This window comes from Agrobacterium sp. GD03872, from assembly GCF_029840625.1.
Taxonomy (GTDB): Bacteria; Pseudomonadota; Alphaproteobacteria; order Rhizobiales; family Rhizobiaceae; genus Agrobacterium; species Agrobacterium fabrum_A.
On record NZ_JAOCCY010000014.1, the window covers coordinates 24,403 to 42,383 of the forward strand.

At 60.7% G+C, this 17,981-nt stretch carries 15 protein-coding genes; 2 read left to right on the forward strand and 13 right to left on the reverse strand.

All coding sequences use genetic code 11. The features are described 5' to 3' along the window. Positions 1-148: 148 nt before the first annotated feature. The 4 genes from N5D22_RS21800 to N5D22_RS21815 all read right to left on the reverse strand — a co-directional run bounded on the left by N5D22_RS21800 (position 149) and on the right by N5D22_RS21815 (position 2,997). Positions 149-580, reverse strand: a complete 432-nt coding sequence (locus N5D22_RS21800; protein ID WP_036588695.1) for a type II toxin-antitoxin system VapC family toxin — start codon at positions 578-580, stop codon at positions 149-151. Further along, positions 577-831, reverse strand: coding sequence for a type II toxin-antitoxin system Phd/YefM family antitoxin (locus N5D22_RS21805; RefSeq protein WP_036588700.1), 255 nt, complete (start codon positions 829-831; stop codon positions 577-579). Before N5D22_RS21805 ends, N5D22_RS21800 begins: the two co-directional genes overlap by 4 nt. A gap of 104 nt (positions 832-935) precedes the next feature. Further along, positions 936-2,159: a glycosyltransferase gene (locus N5D22_RS21810; RefSeq protein WP_080692113.1), complete on the reverse strand. Its 1,224-nt coding sequence runs from the start codon at positions 2,157-2,159 to the stop codon at positions 936-938. Next, on the reverse strand, positions 2,086-2,997 hold the full coding sequence (locus N5D22_RS21815; protein WP_187306673.1) for an ATP-grasp fold amidoligase family protein: 912 nt from the start codon (positions 2,995-2,997) through the stop codon (positions 2,086-2,088). Before N5D22_RS21815 ends, N5D22_RS21810 begins: the two co-directional genes overlap by 74 nt. Before the next feature lie 294 nt (positions 2,998-3,291). Here N5D22_RS21815 and N5D22_RS21820 point away from each other — a divergent pair, with 294 nt between their 5' ends. Both N5D22_RS21820 and N5D22_RS21825 read left to right on the forward strand, forming a co-directional pair. Beyond that, on the forward strand, positions 3,292-4,737 hold the full coding sequence (locus N5D22_RS21820) for an oligosaccharide flippase family protein (protein ID WP_036588702.1): 1,446 nt from the start codon (positions 3,292-3,294) through the stop codon (positions 4,735-4,737). Positions 4,738-5,020: 283 nt separating this feature from the next. Beyond that, positions 5,021-6,127, forward strand: coding sequence for a hypothetical protein (locus tag N5D22_RS21825; protein ID WP_155269260.1), 1,107 nt, complete (start codon positions 5,021-5,023; stop codon positions 6,125-6,127). On the opposite strand, the gene nadE is transcribed toward N5D22_RS21825, so the two are convergent. The 9 genes from nadE to N5D22_RS21870 all read right to left on the reverse strand — a co-directional run bounded on the left by nadE (position 6,120) and on the right by N5D22_RS21870 (position 17,887). Further along, positions 6,120-7,091 carry an NAD(+) synthase gene (gene nadE, locus N5D22_RS21830; protein ID WP_036588707.1) on the reverse strand — a complete coding sequence of 324 codons (972 nt, stop codon included), beginning with the start codon at positions 7,089-7,091 and terminating at the stop codon, positions 6,120-6,122. The genes N5D22_RS21825 and nadE overlap by 8 nt on opposite strands. After that, positions 7,081-8,640: a class I adenylate-forming enzyme family protein gene (locus N5D22_RS21835; protein WP_036588711.1), complete on the reverse strand. Its 1,560-nt coding sequence runs from the start codon at positions 8,638-8,640 to the stop codon at positions 7,081-7,083. The genes nadE and N5D22_RS21835 overlap by 11 nt, the downstream gene beginning before the upstream one ends. A gap of 15 nt (positions 8,641-8,655) precedes the next feature. Further along, positions 8,656-8,913, reverse strand: a complete 258-nt coding sequence (locus tag N5D22_RS21840) for an acyl carrier protein (RefSeq protein WP_318282853.1) — start codon at positions 8,911-8,913, stop codon at positions 8,656-8,658. Beyond that, positions 8,910-10,862 (reverse strand): asparagine synthase (glutamine-hydrolyzing), encoded by a 1,953-nt coding sequence (gene asnB / locus N5D22_RS21845; protein ID WP_036588713.1) that lies wholly within the window; start codon positions 10,860-10,862, stop codon positions 8,910-8,912. The genes N5D22_RS21840 and asnB overlap by 4 nt, the downstream gene beginning before the upstream one ends. Before the next feature lie 302 nt (positions 10,863-11,164). Continuing rightward, positions 11,165-14,020, reverse strand: coding sequence for a type IV secretory system conjugative DNA transfer family protein (locus N5D22_RS21850; RefSeq protein ID WP_279681069.1), 2,856 nt, complete (start codon positions 14,018-14,020; stop codon positions 11,165-11,167). Continuing rightward, the gene (virB11, locus tag N5D22_RS21855) at positions 13,932-14,981 is read right to left on the reverse strand and encodes a P-type DNA transfer ATPase VirB11 (protein ID WP_279658001.1); all 1,050 of its coding nucleotides are present in this window, start codon (positions 14,979-14,981) and stop codon (positions 13,932-13,934) included. Before virB11 ends, N5D22_RS21850 begins: the two co-directional genes overlap by 89 nt. After that, positions 14,978-16,312 (reverse strand): type IV secretion system protein VirB10, encoded by a 1,335-nt coding sequence (virB10, locus tag N5D22_RS21860; RefSeq protein ID WP_036588719.1) that lies wholly within the window; start codon positions 16,310-16,312, stop codon positions 14,978-14,980. The genes virB11 and virB10 overlap by 4 nt, the downstream gene beginning before the upstream one ends. Before the next feature lie 10 nt (positions 16,313-16,322). Then, entirely contained in the window at positions 16,323-17,144 is an 822-nt protein-coding gene (locus N5D22_RS21865; RefSeq protein WP_234797306.1) for a TrbG/VirB9 family P-type conjugative transfer protein, read from the reverse strand. Between the two features lie 8 nt (positions 17,145-17,152). Beyond that, entirely contained in the window at positions 17,153-17,887 is a 735-nt protein-coding gene (locus N5D22_RS21870; protein WP_036588721.1) for a type IV secretion system protein, read from the reverse strand. Between the last annotated feature and the right edge of the window lie 94 nt (positions 17,888-17,981).

The following is a 17,981-nucleotide window of genomic DNA, read 5'->3' on the forward strand; positions in this document are numbered from 1 at the left end:
TCGCGTCCCACTTCCGGCGGGAGGAAACTGTGCGTCGAGCCCTTCGTCGTCGCAGAGCCTGTCTGAGAGCGTTCGCTGTGCGGTGCCATCGGTCAGGTCGCACCGGTGCTCAATTCCGTTTGTCAATCAGTGAAACCTCACATTCATATCAAGCGTATCGGCCTTGCCAGGGGTCGATCACGACGACACCAGTTCCTTCGAAGTCTCTGAGGTTTCGCGTCACCACTGCCATGTTATGAACCAGACCGGTCGCGGCAATCAGGGCGTCGGCCTCGTTTCGCCGATCCGGTATGTGAAGATGTGCACAACGTGTCGCGATGGCGTCATCAATCGATAGAATGCGACCGGCGAATTCCTTGCGGACATGATCGTCGAGCCACGACCGCAAACGGCCACCCTGTACCGCGTCCCGGCGTTGAACGCCGAGAATGCCGCGCTCAAGTTCAAGGATGGTGATTGCGGAAATATAGAAGCTGGCCGCATCCTCCGCCGTGATCCACGTCACCACATTGGAGTCAGCCTTGCCGTCACCGATCTTGCGCAGTTCGGAAACGACGTTCGTATCCAGGATAAATGTCAAGAAAGATCCACTCCGCGAGCCGCAATCTCGGTGCGGGGCGGATCGAAGTCGATATCCGACAGGCCGGGCATGGCCAGCGCATCGACAAGGCTCCGACGCTTGCCGGTAAGGCGGGCGAACTCATCATAGGTCATCAGGACATGGGACGGTCTGCCACGGTCCGTGATAATGACGGGACCATTTCTGGCGGCCTTCTTGGCGTTGCTGACGTCATGGTTCAGCTCGCGGCTGGTCAGTGTCGTGATGCTCATAGACACCTCCATGTAGGTATTTACCTACATATAGCATTTCGGCCCGACAAGACAAGCAGGATCCGGAATGGGATGAGCACGATCTGTCCCCTAACGCCGCGATTTCAGCCTTTGACTTCCGTTTCGAACCGTGCGGCAACCTCATCCCACGACAATATGTCCTCCTTCCAAGCGGCAAGGTGGAGCATTGTTACGGCTCTGTTCAGCTTGCCAGCCCAGTCCGTTTCGTGCCGCTGTTCGTAACCCACGATGTTCGGACGCGAATTCGTCATCAGGTCGGGAGCGAGGATCGGGAGCTCACAATAGGAATATTGCTGAAGCTTCAGGCTCGATTCTACGAGATAAAGCTCACGCTCCTTCAGTCTATAGGGGGCCAGCCCGAAATCAGCGAACTTGATGTAGGGAATGATCTCGTTGAAGGCGCGTTCGCCGTAGACCCGGACATTCGGTGGAAAATCGACTGGAATCCCTTCGCCGAAAAGATGAAAACTCACATCAGGTGCATGGGTCGCCATGGCCATCACGGCATTCCTGTCGAACAGCATGTTGCCAACGGCAACGCCGTTGCGGGTCCCGACCGGATAGGGCGAGTCCTTACAAGAATCGAAACCCTTTTTGTCGATGCCTTGCGGAATGATCACGACCTTGCCAGCTTCCCGGAAACCCTCGGCCATGTGGGACGAGGGAACGACGATCCGGTCAAACAGCGGCACAATTCGTCGTTCCAGCCGCTGCAGATATTCTGACGCCCCCACTGTGTCGAGCCGGTCGCGGGCGAAGTAGACCATCCGCGCACCTGGATTGGCTCTGCGGATCGCGTCTAAGAACACGATGGCCGTCCCGGATTCGATGGCGATCACATCGGCCTTCACGATGGCCTCCCGCATGAACCGTGGCAGAAGGGTGCCATATAGCTTGAAGAACGGCGCGGTCAGCGTATTGAGTAGCGTATTTCCAGAACTGAAGGGGTGAATGAGCGGCAGGTAGCAGGCTGAACGGTAGCGCGGATCTGTCTGCACGAAACGGTTACGCTGCTGTGCGGCTAGTTGGCTATAGATCGCCCGTTTCTTGAAGTACGACAGATGGCTGAAACCAACACTGATCGTCTCGACTTCGTGGCCGCGGTCCGCAAGCGCCTGGCTGACAAAGTGCACACTTGTCTTGCGTGTCGTCGGTAGAAACGCATGCGTGGAAAGGAAGAGAAAATTCACACTGCTGCCCAACCCTAGCAATGCACTGTCCGAAAGAACGGTATCAGTGCTCCTTCGACAGATCCTGCTTCCATTGCGCGCCGAGCGGTTTGTCCAACGCGTCGGGCACACACCCATTGAACCCGCCGCCTGGATAAAGCGTCAATTCGCCAACGTGAATCTGCCCTTCGGCCAGATAAAGGTCCACCCGCATGAAGTCGCAATTGCTCGCGATTTTTTTTGCCACGCTGCACATTTCCTCCAGTTTTTCCGGCTTCGACAACTCGCCGGGAAAGCTGACATAGTAACTGCTCACGATGTCGAGACGTTTCCAGTCGGGATCGAAATAAGCTTCATACCCGATTCCATTCCGGCGAATCCGCAGCTCGATCAGGACAACCCTGCCATCGAAGACAAAAAGGCGATAATCGTCCGGGACTTCGTGATCATCGATCAGCATCGTCTCAATAATGATTTGTGGCACGAACTCGCCATAGGCCCATTCGCGGTTGAAACGGTGGTGCTCCAGAGCCATCCATTCGGCGCTGGGATCGTCATCCATCAGCGTCCTGATGTCATCGGCGCCGCGAAGAAAGGCGCCGCACCCTGATGCGTGGGTCGGCTTCACGACTACGGGAAGTTCGATCTTAGACCAGTCAACGGTGGAAAGGTTGCGACCTACCCATTGCGTCGGGATGACATATTGCGAACCGGCGCGCTCGCGGATCAATTCCTTGGCAGCGTGCTTGTCAACCATAATTGGGTACAGCGGATTGCGGTCATAAAGCTTGCGGGCCTGAATTTTTTCGGAAAAAAGTTCAGGCGCATTGAGCCGTGGGAATCGTCCCGACATAGACCAGTATTTTAGCATGATATACGCTTTATCTGGCAAGCCAGATATCAAGCGCCAAAATAAGTGTAGCGCCTTTTCTCTGAGCCAGTTTTTCTGATTTGATGGAAGCGTGATATTGGACATGACCATACTAACCGGACTTACATTTCCGACCGGCAAAACGTAGCGGATGGCACTTACCAACATCTTAACCGAGCGCCGAAAAGCAACCCAAAGGCGTAGGATGCATACGCAATCTTAAACTCCTGTCTGTATCGGTATTCATGGAATATGATCCTGCCATTGCGCATGGCCGACCTTAATCGATCTTTCCGGATCAGGATGCCTGTTCCGGGCGTCTCGGGTTGACGGGCGCCGGCTCACGGCAAAACAGTTGGCAGTAGGTCTTGGATTCAGTACCGGTCAGGAACATGCATCATGTTTGGCGCATCAATGATGAACACGGCCGCCGGGTTGGCATCGTTGATCGCCGGGTTCGGCAGTAGCATTATCGTTGCCCGCGTCCTTGGCGTGAATGGCTCAGGGATCGTTGCCTACGCGCTGTGGATCATGACTGCCGCGACCCTGGTTTCCGACCTCGGCCTTCCACAGGCATTACTCCGCTTTGCCGCGAAGGGGAGTGATAGCGAACGCATTGCGCTACTACGAGCGCTCACAAGGCGGTTCGCGCTCTCGACCGGCCTACTGGCAACTGTAATGGCCGGCTTCGCCATGTGGCGATATTCAACCGGAAGTCCGGCAACAGCCTGGGTCTGGATGGCGACGGCCGGGCTGTTCCTGTGCTACGCCTACTCAACACTTTCCCTCGGTGTCGCCCAAGGGCTGGGTCACTTCCGCCAGACCAGCGTGAACACCGTCGCAGGTTGCCTCATTCAGCCCGTTTCCGTCGCAGTAGGCGCGGTTTTCCTCGGCCCCGCGGGCGCGATCCTCGGCCAAATGGTCCGCCACCTGCCACAGGCGCTGGGGTTGCGACGCTACTTCGCATTCGAAGCCGCTCCGGCGGATTACAGCGTTCCCTCAGCCGTCAATACCTATGCGCGCAACAACTGGATGTCCGGCGGACTGGCGGCACTCTTGAGTTCCCGTGTTGAACTGGCGGTCATCGGCGCATATCTCGGCGTCACCGAGATTGGACAATATGCCGCCGGCGCGACGATGGCCAGCATGATCGTGCAACTGACCTTCTCACTTGCTGCCGTTCTCGTTCCGCTTTTTTCATCCTATCAGGACAGAGAGGATTCTGCCGGCCTCATCTGCGCCTATCAGCGCAGCCTTTTGGGGCTCTCCCTTCTCCTCGCGCCGATATGCTTTGGGGGGGCCGCGATAGCGCCCGTTCTGGTGCCAGCCATGTTCGGCGAGGCGTTCCGCCCGGCTGGCGAAATAGGCGCCGTTCTTGTCGCCTTCGCCTTTGCCCAGGTGCTGACAACGGTTCCCTATCGGTTGATGCTTGCCAGAGAGCGCACCGGCGTCGTTCTGCACCTGTCCGTCTGGGAAGGCGTTGCGAGCATGGCCGCCCTTCTGGTCGTGACTCCGCTCTGGGGAGCGATGGGCGCGGCCTTCGTCAAGGGTGTGACCTCAACCGTAACCGCTATAATATATTTGGCCTATTGCCGCGTTGCGCTCGACACCCCGGTTCGGATATGGCCCCTGCTCAAGATCGTTCTCTCCGCCGCGCTCTGCGCGAGCGCAGCTTGGGCCTTGCTCATGTGGAAAAACGATCTTATCGGCCTTACACTGTCCATACCGGTGGGTGCGACGACCTATATTGTTGCGCTCATCTGCCTCTCCGCGATACCGGAGGAAGATCGGAGGCTGGCAAAGGGCTGGGCCGCAGAACGTCTTACCTTTCGGAAGGGTCAATAACGGCTCTACATTTACTTGAAATTTTCATGAGCAAGTTCGTAGTTAGGCCAGGTACAACATTGAAAACATCACAACCATCCATTCGTCCCTTTTGCTATGGTGATCTGGATGAGGCCGCCCTGACCGTGCCGAGTTTACCGGAGACCATTCGGTTTAAGTTATGCGACCACGGCTGGCGCATCCAGTATGATGTAGTAGGGGTCAGGACAAGAGCAGTTCAAAATCGATGGGTTGGGAGGCTCTCACCGATACAAAGTCGTTATGCGTCGATCTGGGCAGGCCCTTGAAATCTAAACCGCAAATCATTCGTGCTCTTCACAAGGATGACCTGGACGACGTTGCCCGTCTCTTCCAGAAGACGTTCCGCAGCAGCGCCGCGGCCTCGCCGGCGGTCAAGGCTGCGCTTTCGGATACGTTTCTGAACCATCCTCACGCTGACGACGAACTGACTTCTCAAGTGCTGGCGGATGAAACCGGCAAGGTTGGCGGCTTTATCGGCATCATTCCAGTAAAGATGGTCATTGAGGGCCGCCCCGTTCGGGCGGCTTGCGCCGGTTCAATGATGGTGGAGCATCCGAGTGAGAATCCGCTGGCAGGTGTGCGGCTGCTGCGCTCCTTCCTTTCCGGCCCGCAAGATGTATCGATCAGCGAGACGGCGAACGCCACCGCGCTGCGAATGTGGCGTGGCCTCGGCCACGGCCCCCTGACTGCCTACAGCCTGAATTGGCTGCGGCTTCTGCGGCCCGGCGCGGCGGTCGGTGCAATCACGGCGAACGTGCATCCAGCCGGTAGGCTGTTAAAGCCCTTCGGAAAGCTGGCGGACGGGGTCGCGCGTCTTGCCCGGATCGAACCTTTCCGCTTGCAGACCGCGAATCCGAGAGCGCCCGTCTTCCGCGACGCGGACGCACCGGAACTGGCTGAGGCGCTGTTGACCCTTGCGACCGCCCACACGTTGCAGCCGGACTGGAATGAAGGAACGCTCCGCTGGCTGCTCCGACAGGCGTCGGAAAAGCCGCTCTATGGGAAAATCGTCCGGCGCGTCGCCTATGAAAAGGATGGCTCCCCTCTCGGCGCCTATGTCTATTACGGACGGCCCGGCGGAATCGCCTGGACACTCCAGCTGCTCGCCCGGCCGGAGCGCGTGGATGCCACCCTCGACGATATGCTTCATCATGCCCATGATGCCGGTTGCGCGGCCATCCGCGGCAGCGGCCAGCCCTGGCTGACAGCGCCGTTACTCAGCCGCAAAGCGCTGTTTCTCGGGCGCAGCTTCACCGTCGCCCACACCCAGGATGCGGAGATACGCCGGGCGCTCGACGGTGGCGCGGCGCTGATTTCCGGCCTTGCGGGAGAAACCTGGTCGCCGCTGATCGGAAACCGTTTTAACTGACCGGAAGCAGGGTCAGCGGCGGCGCGCCGAGTGAAACAGCTACCCGGCGCTTGGCCGCAATCGCCTGCCACGCCGCCTCCACCTCGTCAGTCTGCATGCCTGTGGCGGCGGCGGTTTCTGCCGCGCTCCTGCCGTGGTTCAGGGCATAGAGACAAATATCCATCAGGCCATGCGGCAACGAGAAATAATATTCGTCCTGCGTCTGCGGCAGCGACCACGTATCGGTCGTCGGCGGGCGGCGACGGATCGCCTCCGGAACCCCGAGCGCCTCGGCCAATTGATAGACCTGCGTCTTGTAAAGATGGGCGATCGGCTTCAGGTCAGCGGCGCCGTCGCCGTTCTTGACATAGAAGCCCTGATCATATTCCAGCCGGTTCGGCGTGCCCGCCACGGCGTAGTTCAACCGGTCGGCGTGGTAGTATTCGAGCTGCTTGCGGGTGCGCTGCTTCATGTTGGCGGCGGCGATCATGCCGAGATAGACGGAAGCAGGCATGCGCTTCTTGACCTCGCGCCCGGCGGGGTCGGCGGCCACCAGCCACGAAAGCGCCAGCCCGCGCCCGGAAAAGGGCGATTCGAGAACCACCTTGCAGCGCCAGCCCTCGCCATAGTCGGGCAGGATTTCGCGGATGAATGCGTCCCGGCGCTCGTAGCAACCCGCGGCAGCAAGGATGGGGCCGATCGTCTCGACGACAGTGGCGACACCGAGCGTTTGCGCCAGCTCCCGCCCCAGCGCCAGGCTCTGCGGATCGGATTCGTCTTCCGGCATGAACAGGCCGAACACCCGGTCCGCCCCGAGCGCCCTGACCGCCAGCGCCGCCGTCACCGAACTGTCGATGCCGCCCGAAAGTCCGACCACGACGCCGCGCCGGCGCAACGGCGTACGCAAGGTTTCCATCATCCAGTCGCCGATGCGGGCAATTTCCACCTCGGCATCCAGCCGCAGATCCTCCGCGCTAAAGCTCATCGTCTATTTCTCCCTGCATTTTGGGCGACGGCATCCGCTCTACCCGCACTTTTCCGCTCGCCGTCTTTGGCAGGACGTCACAGAATTCGACGATCCTGGGCAGCATGTAGTCTTCAAGCGTTTCCGAAAGCCGCAGCAGGATGTCGCGCCGACCCAGTTCCGAGCCCGGAGCGAGCACAACGAAAGCCTTCACCGCCTCACCCAGAAAGTCATCCGACACGCCGGCCACGGCGGCGTCTCGTACGCCCTCGATCGCATAGAGCGCCCGCTCCACCTCCTGCGGGCTGACCTTCTCGCCGCGCGACTTGATGATATCGTCGGAACGCGAGACGAAGGTCAGGAACCCGTCGGCGCTGGCGGTGAAGAGATCGCCGGTCAGCAACGTGCGCACGCCGTCACCCCCCACATCTCTGAGCTTAGCGTTGCTCGCCGCGGGGTCGTTCCAGTAGCCGGCCATGACATGCGGGCCGCGCACCGTCAGTTCTCCCACCGCGCCCGGCGGAGCGACCTCGCCGCTCTCGTCCAGCACGAAGGCCTGCGTGCCGGGAATGGCGAAGCCCACGGAGACCGGATGCGTGGCGGTAGCCTCCGGCGGCAAGGTCACGGCGCGGATGCATTCCGTCTGGCCGTACATCAGATGCAGGCGCGCAGCGGGAAAGAGCCGTTGCAGCTTGTCCGTGACCGTGGGCGGCATGGCGGCAGCGGCGCTGGTGATGGTGCGCACGTCCGGCAGGAAGCCGGGAACAGGACCATCCATCGCGACAATCGTCGAGGCGATAGAAGGAACCAGCGGAAAAACGCTCGCCCGGCTTTCCGCGAGCCGTTGCAGCGCAAAAGCCGGAAAGGCAAAGGATTTCTCCAGATGCAGCGTGGTGCCCGTCATCATCACCATCAGCACCTGCGTCAGACCGTAGCCGAAGGAAAGCGGCAGCACATTGAAGACGCCATCGTCCTCTGTCAGACCGAGATAGGCACAGATCGCGACGCAGGCCGCACCGAGGCTCGCATGGGTGTGCATCACGCCCTTCGGCGCGCCGGTGGAGCCGGACGTGTGGAGGATCAGCGCCAGCCCCGCCGGAACCTCCGCCGGTGCTGACGGCGGCCCGCACGCGGCCACCGCCTCAAGGCGGAAGAGCGGCTCGCCAGGGGAATCTCCCTGCTGGTCCGCGGCGAAAAGAGAGACGGACAGGCCGCACGCGGCGATAGAGGCATGCGCCACCGGCAAAAGCCTCGCCTGCGTCAGCAACGCCACGGCACCGAGGTTTTCCAGGATCGCACCGAGTTTCGCTACCCGTGTAGATGGATGCAGCGGACAAGCGACAGCCCCGGCCTTCCAGATGGCGAACAGCCCAGCGACATATTCTGCGCCGTTGTCGAGGAAAAGAACGACGCGATCACCAGGCCGAACGCCCGCATCGCGCAATGCGCCGGCAAGCCGGTGACTGGCCGCATCGAGAGCGGCGGCGGAAAGCTTTGTGCCGTTCGCCGTCAGCGCCGTCTTTTGCGGCAGCCGCCGGGCATAGACGCGCAGATGATCCTCAAGCCGCATCTTCCGGCCTCACTCTCAGGCCGCCTGCTTGCGCTCGACATAGGCGGCGATACGGCGGATGGTGTCGAGATTGTCCGGCACGATGTCGCTGTCGGCCACCGTTACCCCGTGCGTTTGCTCAAGGAAGGCGATGATCTCCAGCACGCCGGTGGAATCGACGATGCCGCTGTCAAGCAGGGATTCGTCATCGCCGGGCGCCTCGTCAGCGCTGCGAAAGAGGAAGTTGTCGGCAATAAAGCCGCGAATGGACGACAAGAGTACGGGATTCATCATTGACCTGCCATTTCCCTGAGCGGCGCTTCCTTCTCCCCGGAAGGATGCGGAAATTGTTCACGCCAAAGCTGTGTCGACAAGATGCCGGTCAGCGCCATAGCGTCGCGGGTGCCGGGCGACGATTGGGACTGGAGCTTGCGCACAAGCCTAGCCGTGGCAGCCGGATCGAAAAGTCCCTCACGCCGGATCGCCGCCTCCGAAAGCGCCTGCGGAACCGGGCCGGACGGCCGCAGCAGAGCCGCGTCCGGCGCGCGATAGGGCTGCTTCGGGCGATTTCGGATTTCGGGGGGCAGAAGATCGGCGGCGATATCGCGCAGGTTGTGCTTTTCGGTCAGCCCCTTCAGCTTGAGACGCGGCGGAATGCGGGCGGCGAAATCGACAAGACGCGGATCGAGGAACGGATAGCGCCCCTCGACGCCGTGCGCCATGCTCATCCGGTCGCCCTGGGAGGAAAGGATATAGCCCGGCAGCAGGCCGGTCATTTCCAGATATTGTGCCTGGTGCAGCGCGTGCCAGCGATGGAACGCTTCCGGCAGGCGGCTGCGCAGGTCGTCCAGCACATCGTAGCCCTTCAACGCATCGCCAAGCGCGCGGGAGAAGAACACCTTCGTTCCCGCCGCAAGGCGGAAACGCGGTTGGTGCGAATAGAGCGGATCGGCCATGTCGGACGTCGCCGAGAAAAAGGCCGAGAGATAGGCGGGCGACTGGCGGCTGAGGCGCGGCAGATAGGGATAGAGCCGCTGGAAGAGAAGCGGTCGTCGGCGCGATCCGGGCTGACGGTGCGCGAAGCGCCGGAGCTTGGCTTCCTTGAAGATGTCGTAGCCCGCAAAGACCTCGTCGGCCCCCTCACCGGTCAGCACGGCCTTCACACCGCTTTTTCGGACATGGGCGGCCAGCATGTAAAGCGGCACAGGCCCAGTGCGCGGCAGCGGCTGCTCAGCATGGCGGATCACCTCCGGCAGCAGGGCGGCGATCGCATCGAACGGGCAGCACAGCGCGCTGTGTTGCGTTCCGAGCGCCACCGCCATTGTTTGTTGGGCTGCACTCTCGTCAAAATCCGCCGCCTCGAAGGTGACGGAGAAGGTGCTCAACGGCTCCGGTGATTGCCTGGCCGCGAGCGCCGCTATCAGCGAGGAATCGAGGCCGCCGCTGAGATAGGCGCCGCAGGGCCGGTCGGCGCGCAGGCGGATGCGCACGGCGTCGGTCAGGAGCGCGGCGAGTTCGTCCTTTACCGCGGCTTCGTCGCAGGGCGCACGCGCCTCGTCGGCGTCCGGAAAGGAGGGCTGCCAATAGCGCGAGACGTGCGCCTCACGGCCCGCCTGCGCCAGCAGCACATGGCCGGGCGGTAGTTCGAGAATGTCCTTGAAGGACGTTCGGGGGGCGAGCGGAAACCAGAGGGTGAAAATCTGGTCGAGCGCCAACGGGTCCGGCTCCGGCACGATGCCCGGCACCGCGACCAGCGCCTTGATTTCCGAGCCGAAGAACAGGCCATTGCTACGTCTTGCATAATAGAGCGGACGCACGCCGATCCGGTCACGGGCTAGCATCAGCCGTTTTAGCCGCCGATCCCACAGCGCGAAAGCGAAGTCGCCGTTGAGATGCTGGACGCAATCAGCTCCATAAAGCTCGTAGAGATGCAGTATAACTTCCGTATCGGAATGGGTGCGAACACATCGTCCCCGCTGCATGAGGTCTTCGCGCAATTCGATGTGGTTGAATATTTCGCCGTTGAAAGAAATGACGGGACCGCCGTCGGGTAGGCTCATGGGCTGGGCGCCACCCGCTATATCGACGATGGAAAGCCGCGCATGGGCGAGGCCGAGGCCGGGTGCGGTGAACATCCCCGTCGCATCGGGGCCGCGATGCGCAAGCGTTGCGGCCATGCGGGAAAGCAGCGCAGACTCCGCCGGCGTCTCCAGCGAGTTCAGGTAGCCAGCAATTCCACACATTTCGATCTTCCTTCCAACGCTTCATGCACTGCCGGACTTTCAAAGTGCCGACTACAGATCGATTTCGTAACCATTACACCCAGGCCGTGAATCAGGAATTAAGACGCTTCTCAATGATCGTTGCCGGATGCGCCTTTCAGAGCGGGTCTCACAGCCAGAGGAGCAAGCGCATCAAGAAATCCAGAACGCCTAATTCGCATATTAGAAACTGTATTTATGCGACCGGGTGAAAGCGCGAAGGTTTAGCCGTTTTGGAGGTGGGATGATGCAGCATGACGCTCCGCCTGACGGTTGGCCTTGGACTATGCGCGGCTCGGCTCAGTGTCGGGCTTTGCGTTATCTTCGCCCAACGGATCCCGCGCCGCGCCAGCGAACTCGCGTAGCCAGACTCTCGAACTGTCCTCCGCCAATCTACCCGAAAGCGTGTCTATCAGGAGTTCGACGTCCGCATTCAACTCTTCCGGCTCAATGACGCTTTTCCCGGCTTGCCGGAAGACGGCATCATTCAAAGCTTGAAGATCGCCCCCGAATGCTTCTCTCACTTCCTGGCGTTTGAGAATGGGCGAACCGGTTGTTTGGTCGGGGAAAGCACCTGCGGAAACGGATGAGCCATCCTGAGGATTGCGCCGTCTCTTCGGAGATCCCGTATAGATGTTCTGGCCAAGCTTTTCTTCATCGATATCGAGATCGATGTCGCTAGAAAGCTTGGCGTGCGCGTCTTTCACCTCGCCCCGCTTTGCTTTCCGGCCGACCGCGTCCTGCGCGGGCTTCCGTCCCGACGGCTGCTGCCCGTCGCCAAGGTCTTCTTCGGCGACACCTGCCGCCCGCGTCTCATCCAGGTCCAGCCGGCGACGCAATTCATCGAGGGAGGAGATATAAACGTGACGAACGCCTTCCTTGACGATGAAGCGCAGGTCCTGGGGCTTGCGGACACGCTCGATCGCAACAAGGTCGATATCAGCTCCTGGTTCGGCACCTGACCGATCGCCCGGCGAGGCCGCATCTGAAGAGGGCGGCGCGGTGGACTCGAAACGGTCACTGTCAGCGATCGTCCACTCAACGGGCTTGATACAGGGCTTCGGCACCATTTTGAACTTGCGCACCTTCGCAAACATCCGTTCGCCGCCCGCGTCCAGTTTCATGATCCGCATCACCGGCATGCCGGTGACCTGCAGGATCGCCTCTTCCGGCTTCATCATCATCAGCGTGTTGACCGGAAGAAGATCGACGGAGACCGGCACTTTCGAGATCGAGCGCTGACGGCGACCGTGGCGATGGGAGTAAGACGATTGCTCGACCCATTCCGTCGTCTTCCCGGCCGCCAACGAGACCGCCATCGCGTCGTCCTGGTTCTGGAAGTTCATGAAGACCTTGATCGTCGACGCCCCCATCAGGATCTTCTGGCCCGATCGCTGGTACAATCGCTCCAACTGGGCGCCGTCCTGAAGAATGAAGACGAAACGCACACCGTTCTTTCGTATCAGTGGCGCGAGCGTCAGCACCGTGTCGATGCGGCCGCCATTGCCGAACTCGTCAAGCATCATCATGACTTCGTGCTCGCCATTGGGCAGCGGACCCATCTGGACCAGCTTGTCGGCCATTTGCTGGATGAACATCGAGATCAGGCGCTCGTAGATCTGAATGGCGTTCCAGTCGGCCTGGATGTAGATCACCATCTTGCGCCGACGAATACGGTCGATCGGGATGGTGGTGATCGACGTCAGTGCCTCGACCAGGGGATTTTGGAGGAAGTTCAGCTTCGCGACGATCTCCGCTGCGATCCCCTCGCCCAGCTTCTCATGGCGTCCGGCAAACTTGGTAAGCTGCATGCGGGTCTGGTCGGACAGGACTTTCTCGTAGTTCTCCAGCAGCTGGACAATCGCTGTGCGCTCGTCGGACATCGAGTTGAGGATACGATACAGTTCGCTGAGCGATTTGCGGGTGTCCGGGCATTCGAGAACAAAGCCAAGCATGGCGGTGAGCAGGATCCGGGCGCTTTCCTCCCAGAAGTCGGAGGAATCCGAGCGCAATCGTTCCGGCAGCAGCATCTGTGTCAGCTTCTGGAGATCGGTGATCCGCTGGTGCGGATCGGTGCTGATCAGGTCGAGCGGATTGTAACCGTCGGTGAATTTCGATCCCGGCGCCAGCAGGAAGGTCTCAAAGCCCTTGTCCCTCAGAAAACCGGAGGTTTGCTCGAACAGCTCACCGCTCATGTCGAGCACAACCTGCGATCCCTCAAAACTCATCATCGAGGGAATGACAAAGCCGCGTGATTTCCCCTGCCCCGGCGAGCCGATCAGCATCACATGCTGGTCGCCGTCATTGCGCAGAAGAAGCCCTTGCTTGAGCCCGAGCACGATCCCGTGCTTGTCGCGCAGGCGAAAGTCAGCCGCATCCTTGAGGGTGGCAAGGCGGGCCTTGCCCATGATCATCTGCTGACGCTTCTGGATTGCCGCACCGATCGGAAACCCCACCAGCGCGCAGGCGGCGGCAAGCCCCACGAGTGTAGCCTGGACCGTCTGCCGGGATGGCCGCTGGTAGCCACCGGCTGCATCGGTCGTCCCGAACGGCGCCTGATACATGGCGGCGAGATGGCTACCATAATAGCTGGCGATATCGGCATGTTCGCCAGCCTTCGAGGCGACGAGATAAAAGGCGAAGCCGTAGATGAAAGCACCAGCCCAGGCCGCGGCAAATATCAGCGCGGTCATCGCAATCAGGCTGAACATCGAACGGACATGCAGGAGATAAAGGATCTTGCGCGACAGCGCCCTTCCGCCCTTGAGCATCCAGATGCACATCAGAAAGAACAGGAAGGGTGATGCAAGCGCGAATGCCAGAAGCGACAAACCAACCGTGTTGCGCGTATGGATGATCGACCAGGTGTAGCGGGCGGCATCAGCGAACCGCGCGTGGCCCACATAGTCGAAATACGACAGTGAACCGAAAGAAACGACATAGGCGTCGTAGATCAAGGTGAAGAAGGCAAGCCATATGCAGACCACGCCAACCAGCGCGACAGGCAGGGTGAGAAAAGACAGTTTCTGGAGGCCCGTCCATTTCGGGCGATCAATCTCTCCGTCTGTGAATACGCTGGCCATGTTCATCAACCTCGTCGGCAAAATAGATCTCGCTGACACCGCGCCCGCCGGCGGCATCGCTCTTCTTCAACTGGACTACGATCGGGATGATCGAGCGGATGTAGCGGATGATATCGTCGCGCTCCATGCGGACATTGCTGTTGAGCACCAGCGTCGAGAGGCGGTTGAAGGCATGGCGCGGCGAGTTGGCGTGGATGGTTGACATCGAGCCAGGGTGACCGGTGTTGATGGCGTTCAGAAAATCGAAGGCCTCGTCGCCGCGCAGCTCGCCCATGAAGATGCGGTCGGGCCGGAGGCGAAGCGCCGTGGCAAGGAGGTCGCCCATCGTCACCCTCGCCTCCCCTTGTCCGCCCTTCGACACGAGCAACGAAACAACATTCTCCTGCAACGGCTCGAGCTCGGCCGTGTCCTGCATCAGGATGAAGCGCTCGTGGTTCGGGATGGCGGTGAGCATCGTGTTGAGAAAGGTCGTCTTCCCGGTGGATGTTCCGCCCGAGATCAGGATGCTCCGATGGTTGGCGGCGGCCAGTTCCAGGAATGCCCGCGCCTTCCCGATCCGCAACAATCGCGAGAGCTCGATATCGACATCATCGAGATAATCGTCACCGGTGACCTTGGTGAAGCGAAAGGCGCCCGCCTCCTCATAGTCGTTGAGGTCGAACCGTCGGATAAACTGCTTGCGGATCGAGAAGGCGTGACCGGTTGCCGAGGTCGGGCTCAAGACAAACTGGACGCGCTCGCCGCCCGTCAGTGTCGCCGACAGAAGCGGATTCTCCGCATTGATCGTCTGCTTTGTGAATGAGGCGGCACGAGCCGCCATGTGGCGGATGACATCCTGGTCCAGTCCCTCGATCTCATGGCGCACCATCCGGAGCTGCCCGATCTTCTCCAGCCAGACCTCGTTGCTGCGCTGGCAAGAGATTTCGACGACAGCGGGATCGTCGAGGAATGACCGGATCGGTTCCAGCGCCTCGGTCAGAAAGTGCTGTTCAGCTGAAATCTGGGGGCGTGCGTTCATTTGCCGTATCTCACCTTGCGCAGTCGCTCGAACTCTTGGCGGACCGGGTCGGGATAGAGGCCGGCAAAATCGAGATCACGCGTCACGAAGACGTTGATATCGGACCCTTGCGGAATATGGATGGTCGGACGGATGTTGCGGGAATCCTCAAATGCCGTTGCTGCCATTTGCTGGATGCCCGATGCGATGGTCTCGGCGGCAATCGCGCGGGCGCGATCTTGAGGCGTCTCGCCATTGTCCTGCGGAATGCGGGTGACGCTGCCGTTGTCGTTGACGATGGTGATGTAGCGATCTTGCCTCTGTCCAAGCTGCGCGATGTATTGTGTCGCGCCGCCGATCAGCGTCATCAGCGCCGGCGGTCCGAACCTCTCCCAGTTCTTGCGGTCGACGATGCCTGTCATGCCCGAGCGGCCGAGGCGATCGGTGCCATAGGAGCCAAGCTGCACGGAAACGCCGTCGCCGCGGATCATCCGCGTCCAGACAATCAGGATGCGCTCCTGCCCCCTTTGGACGCCGGACTTGTACTCGCCGATCAGCGAGGATCCGGCCGGAATGAGAATACGCCGACCGTCGAAGGAATAGACATCCTCGCGCACAATCCCTTTCACCATGCCGGCGAGATCGGAGTTGATGGCTGTTTCGAGCGTTCCGCGGATCATCGTGCCCTGCGGTATCCAGGCATCGATGCGACGGTTCTCGGTTGCGACCGACACCTCCACACCCTGTCCGCCCATCGCCTTCAAGAAGGCACGATCACCATCGACAGCAGCGCCGGCTTCTCCATTCACGGCCGTGGATGCACCCGGCGTGCCGTTTGCCCCGAACAGACCCGATCCCGATGTATCGGACGACGTCGCCGACGCGCCCCTGGTCTGGTCGGATTGATCGAAGACCATCGCGGATGAGCGGACGCGTTCAAGCAATTTGGCCTTCCGCTCCAGCTCGATACATTTCGGGTCGTCGGGATTTTTGCCCCGGGAGCAATCGATCTCGGCGGGCGGTGCGACAGGGGCCGCGGCCGGCACACGCGGCGCCGGTGGCGGCGGAGGTGGGGGTGGTGCTTCCGGAATTTCGACCGTGGGCAGCGGCGGCGGTGACGGCGCCCGGAACCCCTCGTTTCGCGGTGTCTGGACCGGCCGGAATTCCTCGCGAGGCGTCGTATCGATCGGCGGCTCCGCCTCCCCGCCAGCCAGAAGGAAATAAAGGACAGCGCCAACGCCCGCAATGCCCGCGACGACGGCAAACGGGCGCATGAGACCTATGCCACCGCGCCTCACCTCTCCACCGATGGAGGTATCGGTGTCGATCGAATGGTAATTGGGATCGGACATGGCGTGCCTCCTATCTTGACTGCGATTGCTGGTTGGATGTTCCGCTGCCAATTCGCTTCGGCGCGACCGCACCCTCGATCGGTGCGGGCACATCGGCAGGGGCGGTCCGGAGATTGAAGAGGCAGGTCTCGCTCTCGGTGCCAAACCGAAGCGTCCACTGCCGCGACACCTTGTCGATCACGATGTAATCGGCCTCGCGGCGGTAGTTCACGAGGCTTTCACGACGTTTGGCGTCAACAATGAAGATTGCCGGGATGTCGCCGGTGAATTTCATGAAGGTCTTCAATCCATCGTCGAAGACCCAGAGCGGTTTGGCTCCGTCGCTGCCCTTGAACCCGTAGTCGTAATTGACCTTGTCGCGGCGAATGTTCTTGATGTTGGGATTGCGCTGCGCATCCTGCGCCTGTTTCCAGAGTTCTGCCGTGCCTTTGAGACCCGCGTCTTCCGGATAGGTGAAGCGCAACTTGAAGGTCTGGTTCTGCATCGCCTTGGTGTCGTTGACACGCAGGTCGAAGGAGTAGGTTCGCTTCGTTGTGACCACCGACAGATTGGTGGCCGCGTCCTTCTCCATCGGTTTCAGGGTGAGTGAGCGCCGGTCGGCCGAGGTGAGGATCTGCCAGGAGACGGTATCGCCGGCGACAACCTGGGTTATGTCCTCGTCGGCTCCGAAGAGGATCGTTGTCACCAGCCCGTAGGTGCCCGTTACGAGGAAGACCTGCTCGGCCGAATAGGGAAGTGAGCGGATTCTGGGGTCGAGGCGACCCGGCCTGGCAACCAGTTCAGCATGTGCAGCCAGCGGCCCGAGCACTACCAGAAGGGAAATTGCTGCCATCCGCCTCATCATGGCGTGATCCCCGACGGCATGGTTTCGGGAACCCTCGCATATTCGGTCACGACAAAACCGAGAGGATTATAGAGACGGACCCGGTTGCTGGCGGGCAGGTTGATCTGCCGGTAGCGTATGGTCGCCGACCAGCGCGTGACGACCTCGCCGCCACGGCGACGTTCGCGTGTCTCGAAGCGAACGGCCATGGTCGAGGGATTGAGAGGATTGACCGAGAGGATTTCCGGACGAATTTCGCCGGTTGCACCGAGCGTCTTGACCGGCCCCCTCGGATTGGAGGGGTTCATCCAGGCCTCGTAGTCCTTGAAAGCCTGCGAGCCGGGTTCTGACCACAGCGCAATCATGTCGAAATTATCCGACAGATAGCGGGGATCGTAGGTTTCGCGGCGGATGACGTAGTTGCCGGCGAAGGCGGCGCGCACGGCCTGGTTTTCCGAAACCGTCGCACGGTCTTTATTGAGCGTGGTCACCGTCTCCATGTAACCTGTGTTCCGGTCGACGATCAGCGGAACGACCTCGGTGCGAACGAGCGGAAAGAGCTGCGCCACCGAAAACGACAACACGCCTGCAACAGCCCAGCCGGCCAGGGCAAACCCCAGCAGGATGATGCCGATCAGGGTGCGAAGCGAACGGTTCTTCTCACCCCAGGAAAGGTGCTGGTCGTAGATGTCCTGCGGCCCGGCAACCTGGTCGGTTGGTGCGGCTCGCAATTGCCTTCTGAACAATGCCACGTTCTATCCCCAAAATCATGATCGTCATGGATGTTTGCCAATTGTGTTGTCGGCAAATCCGGTTTCCGTACGCAAAACCCAGGCTTGACCAGCG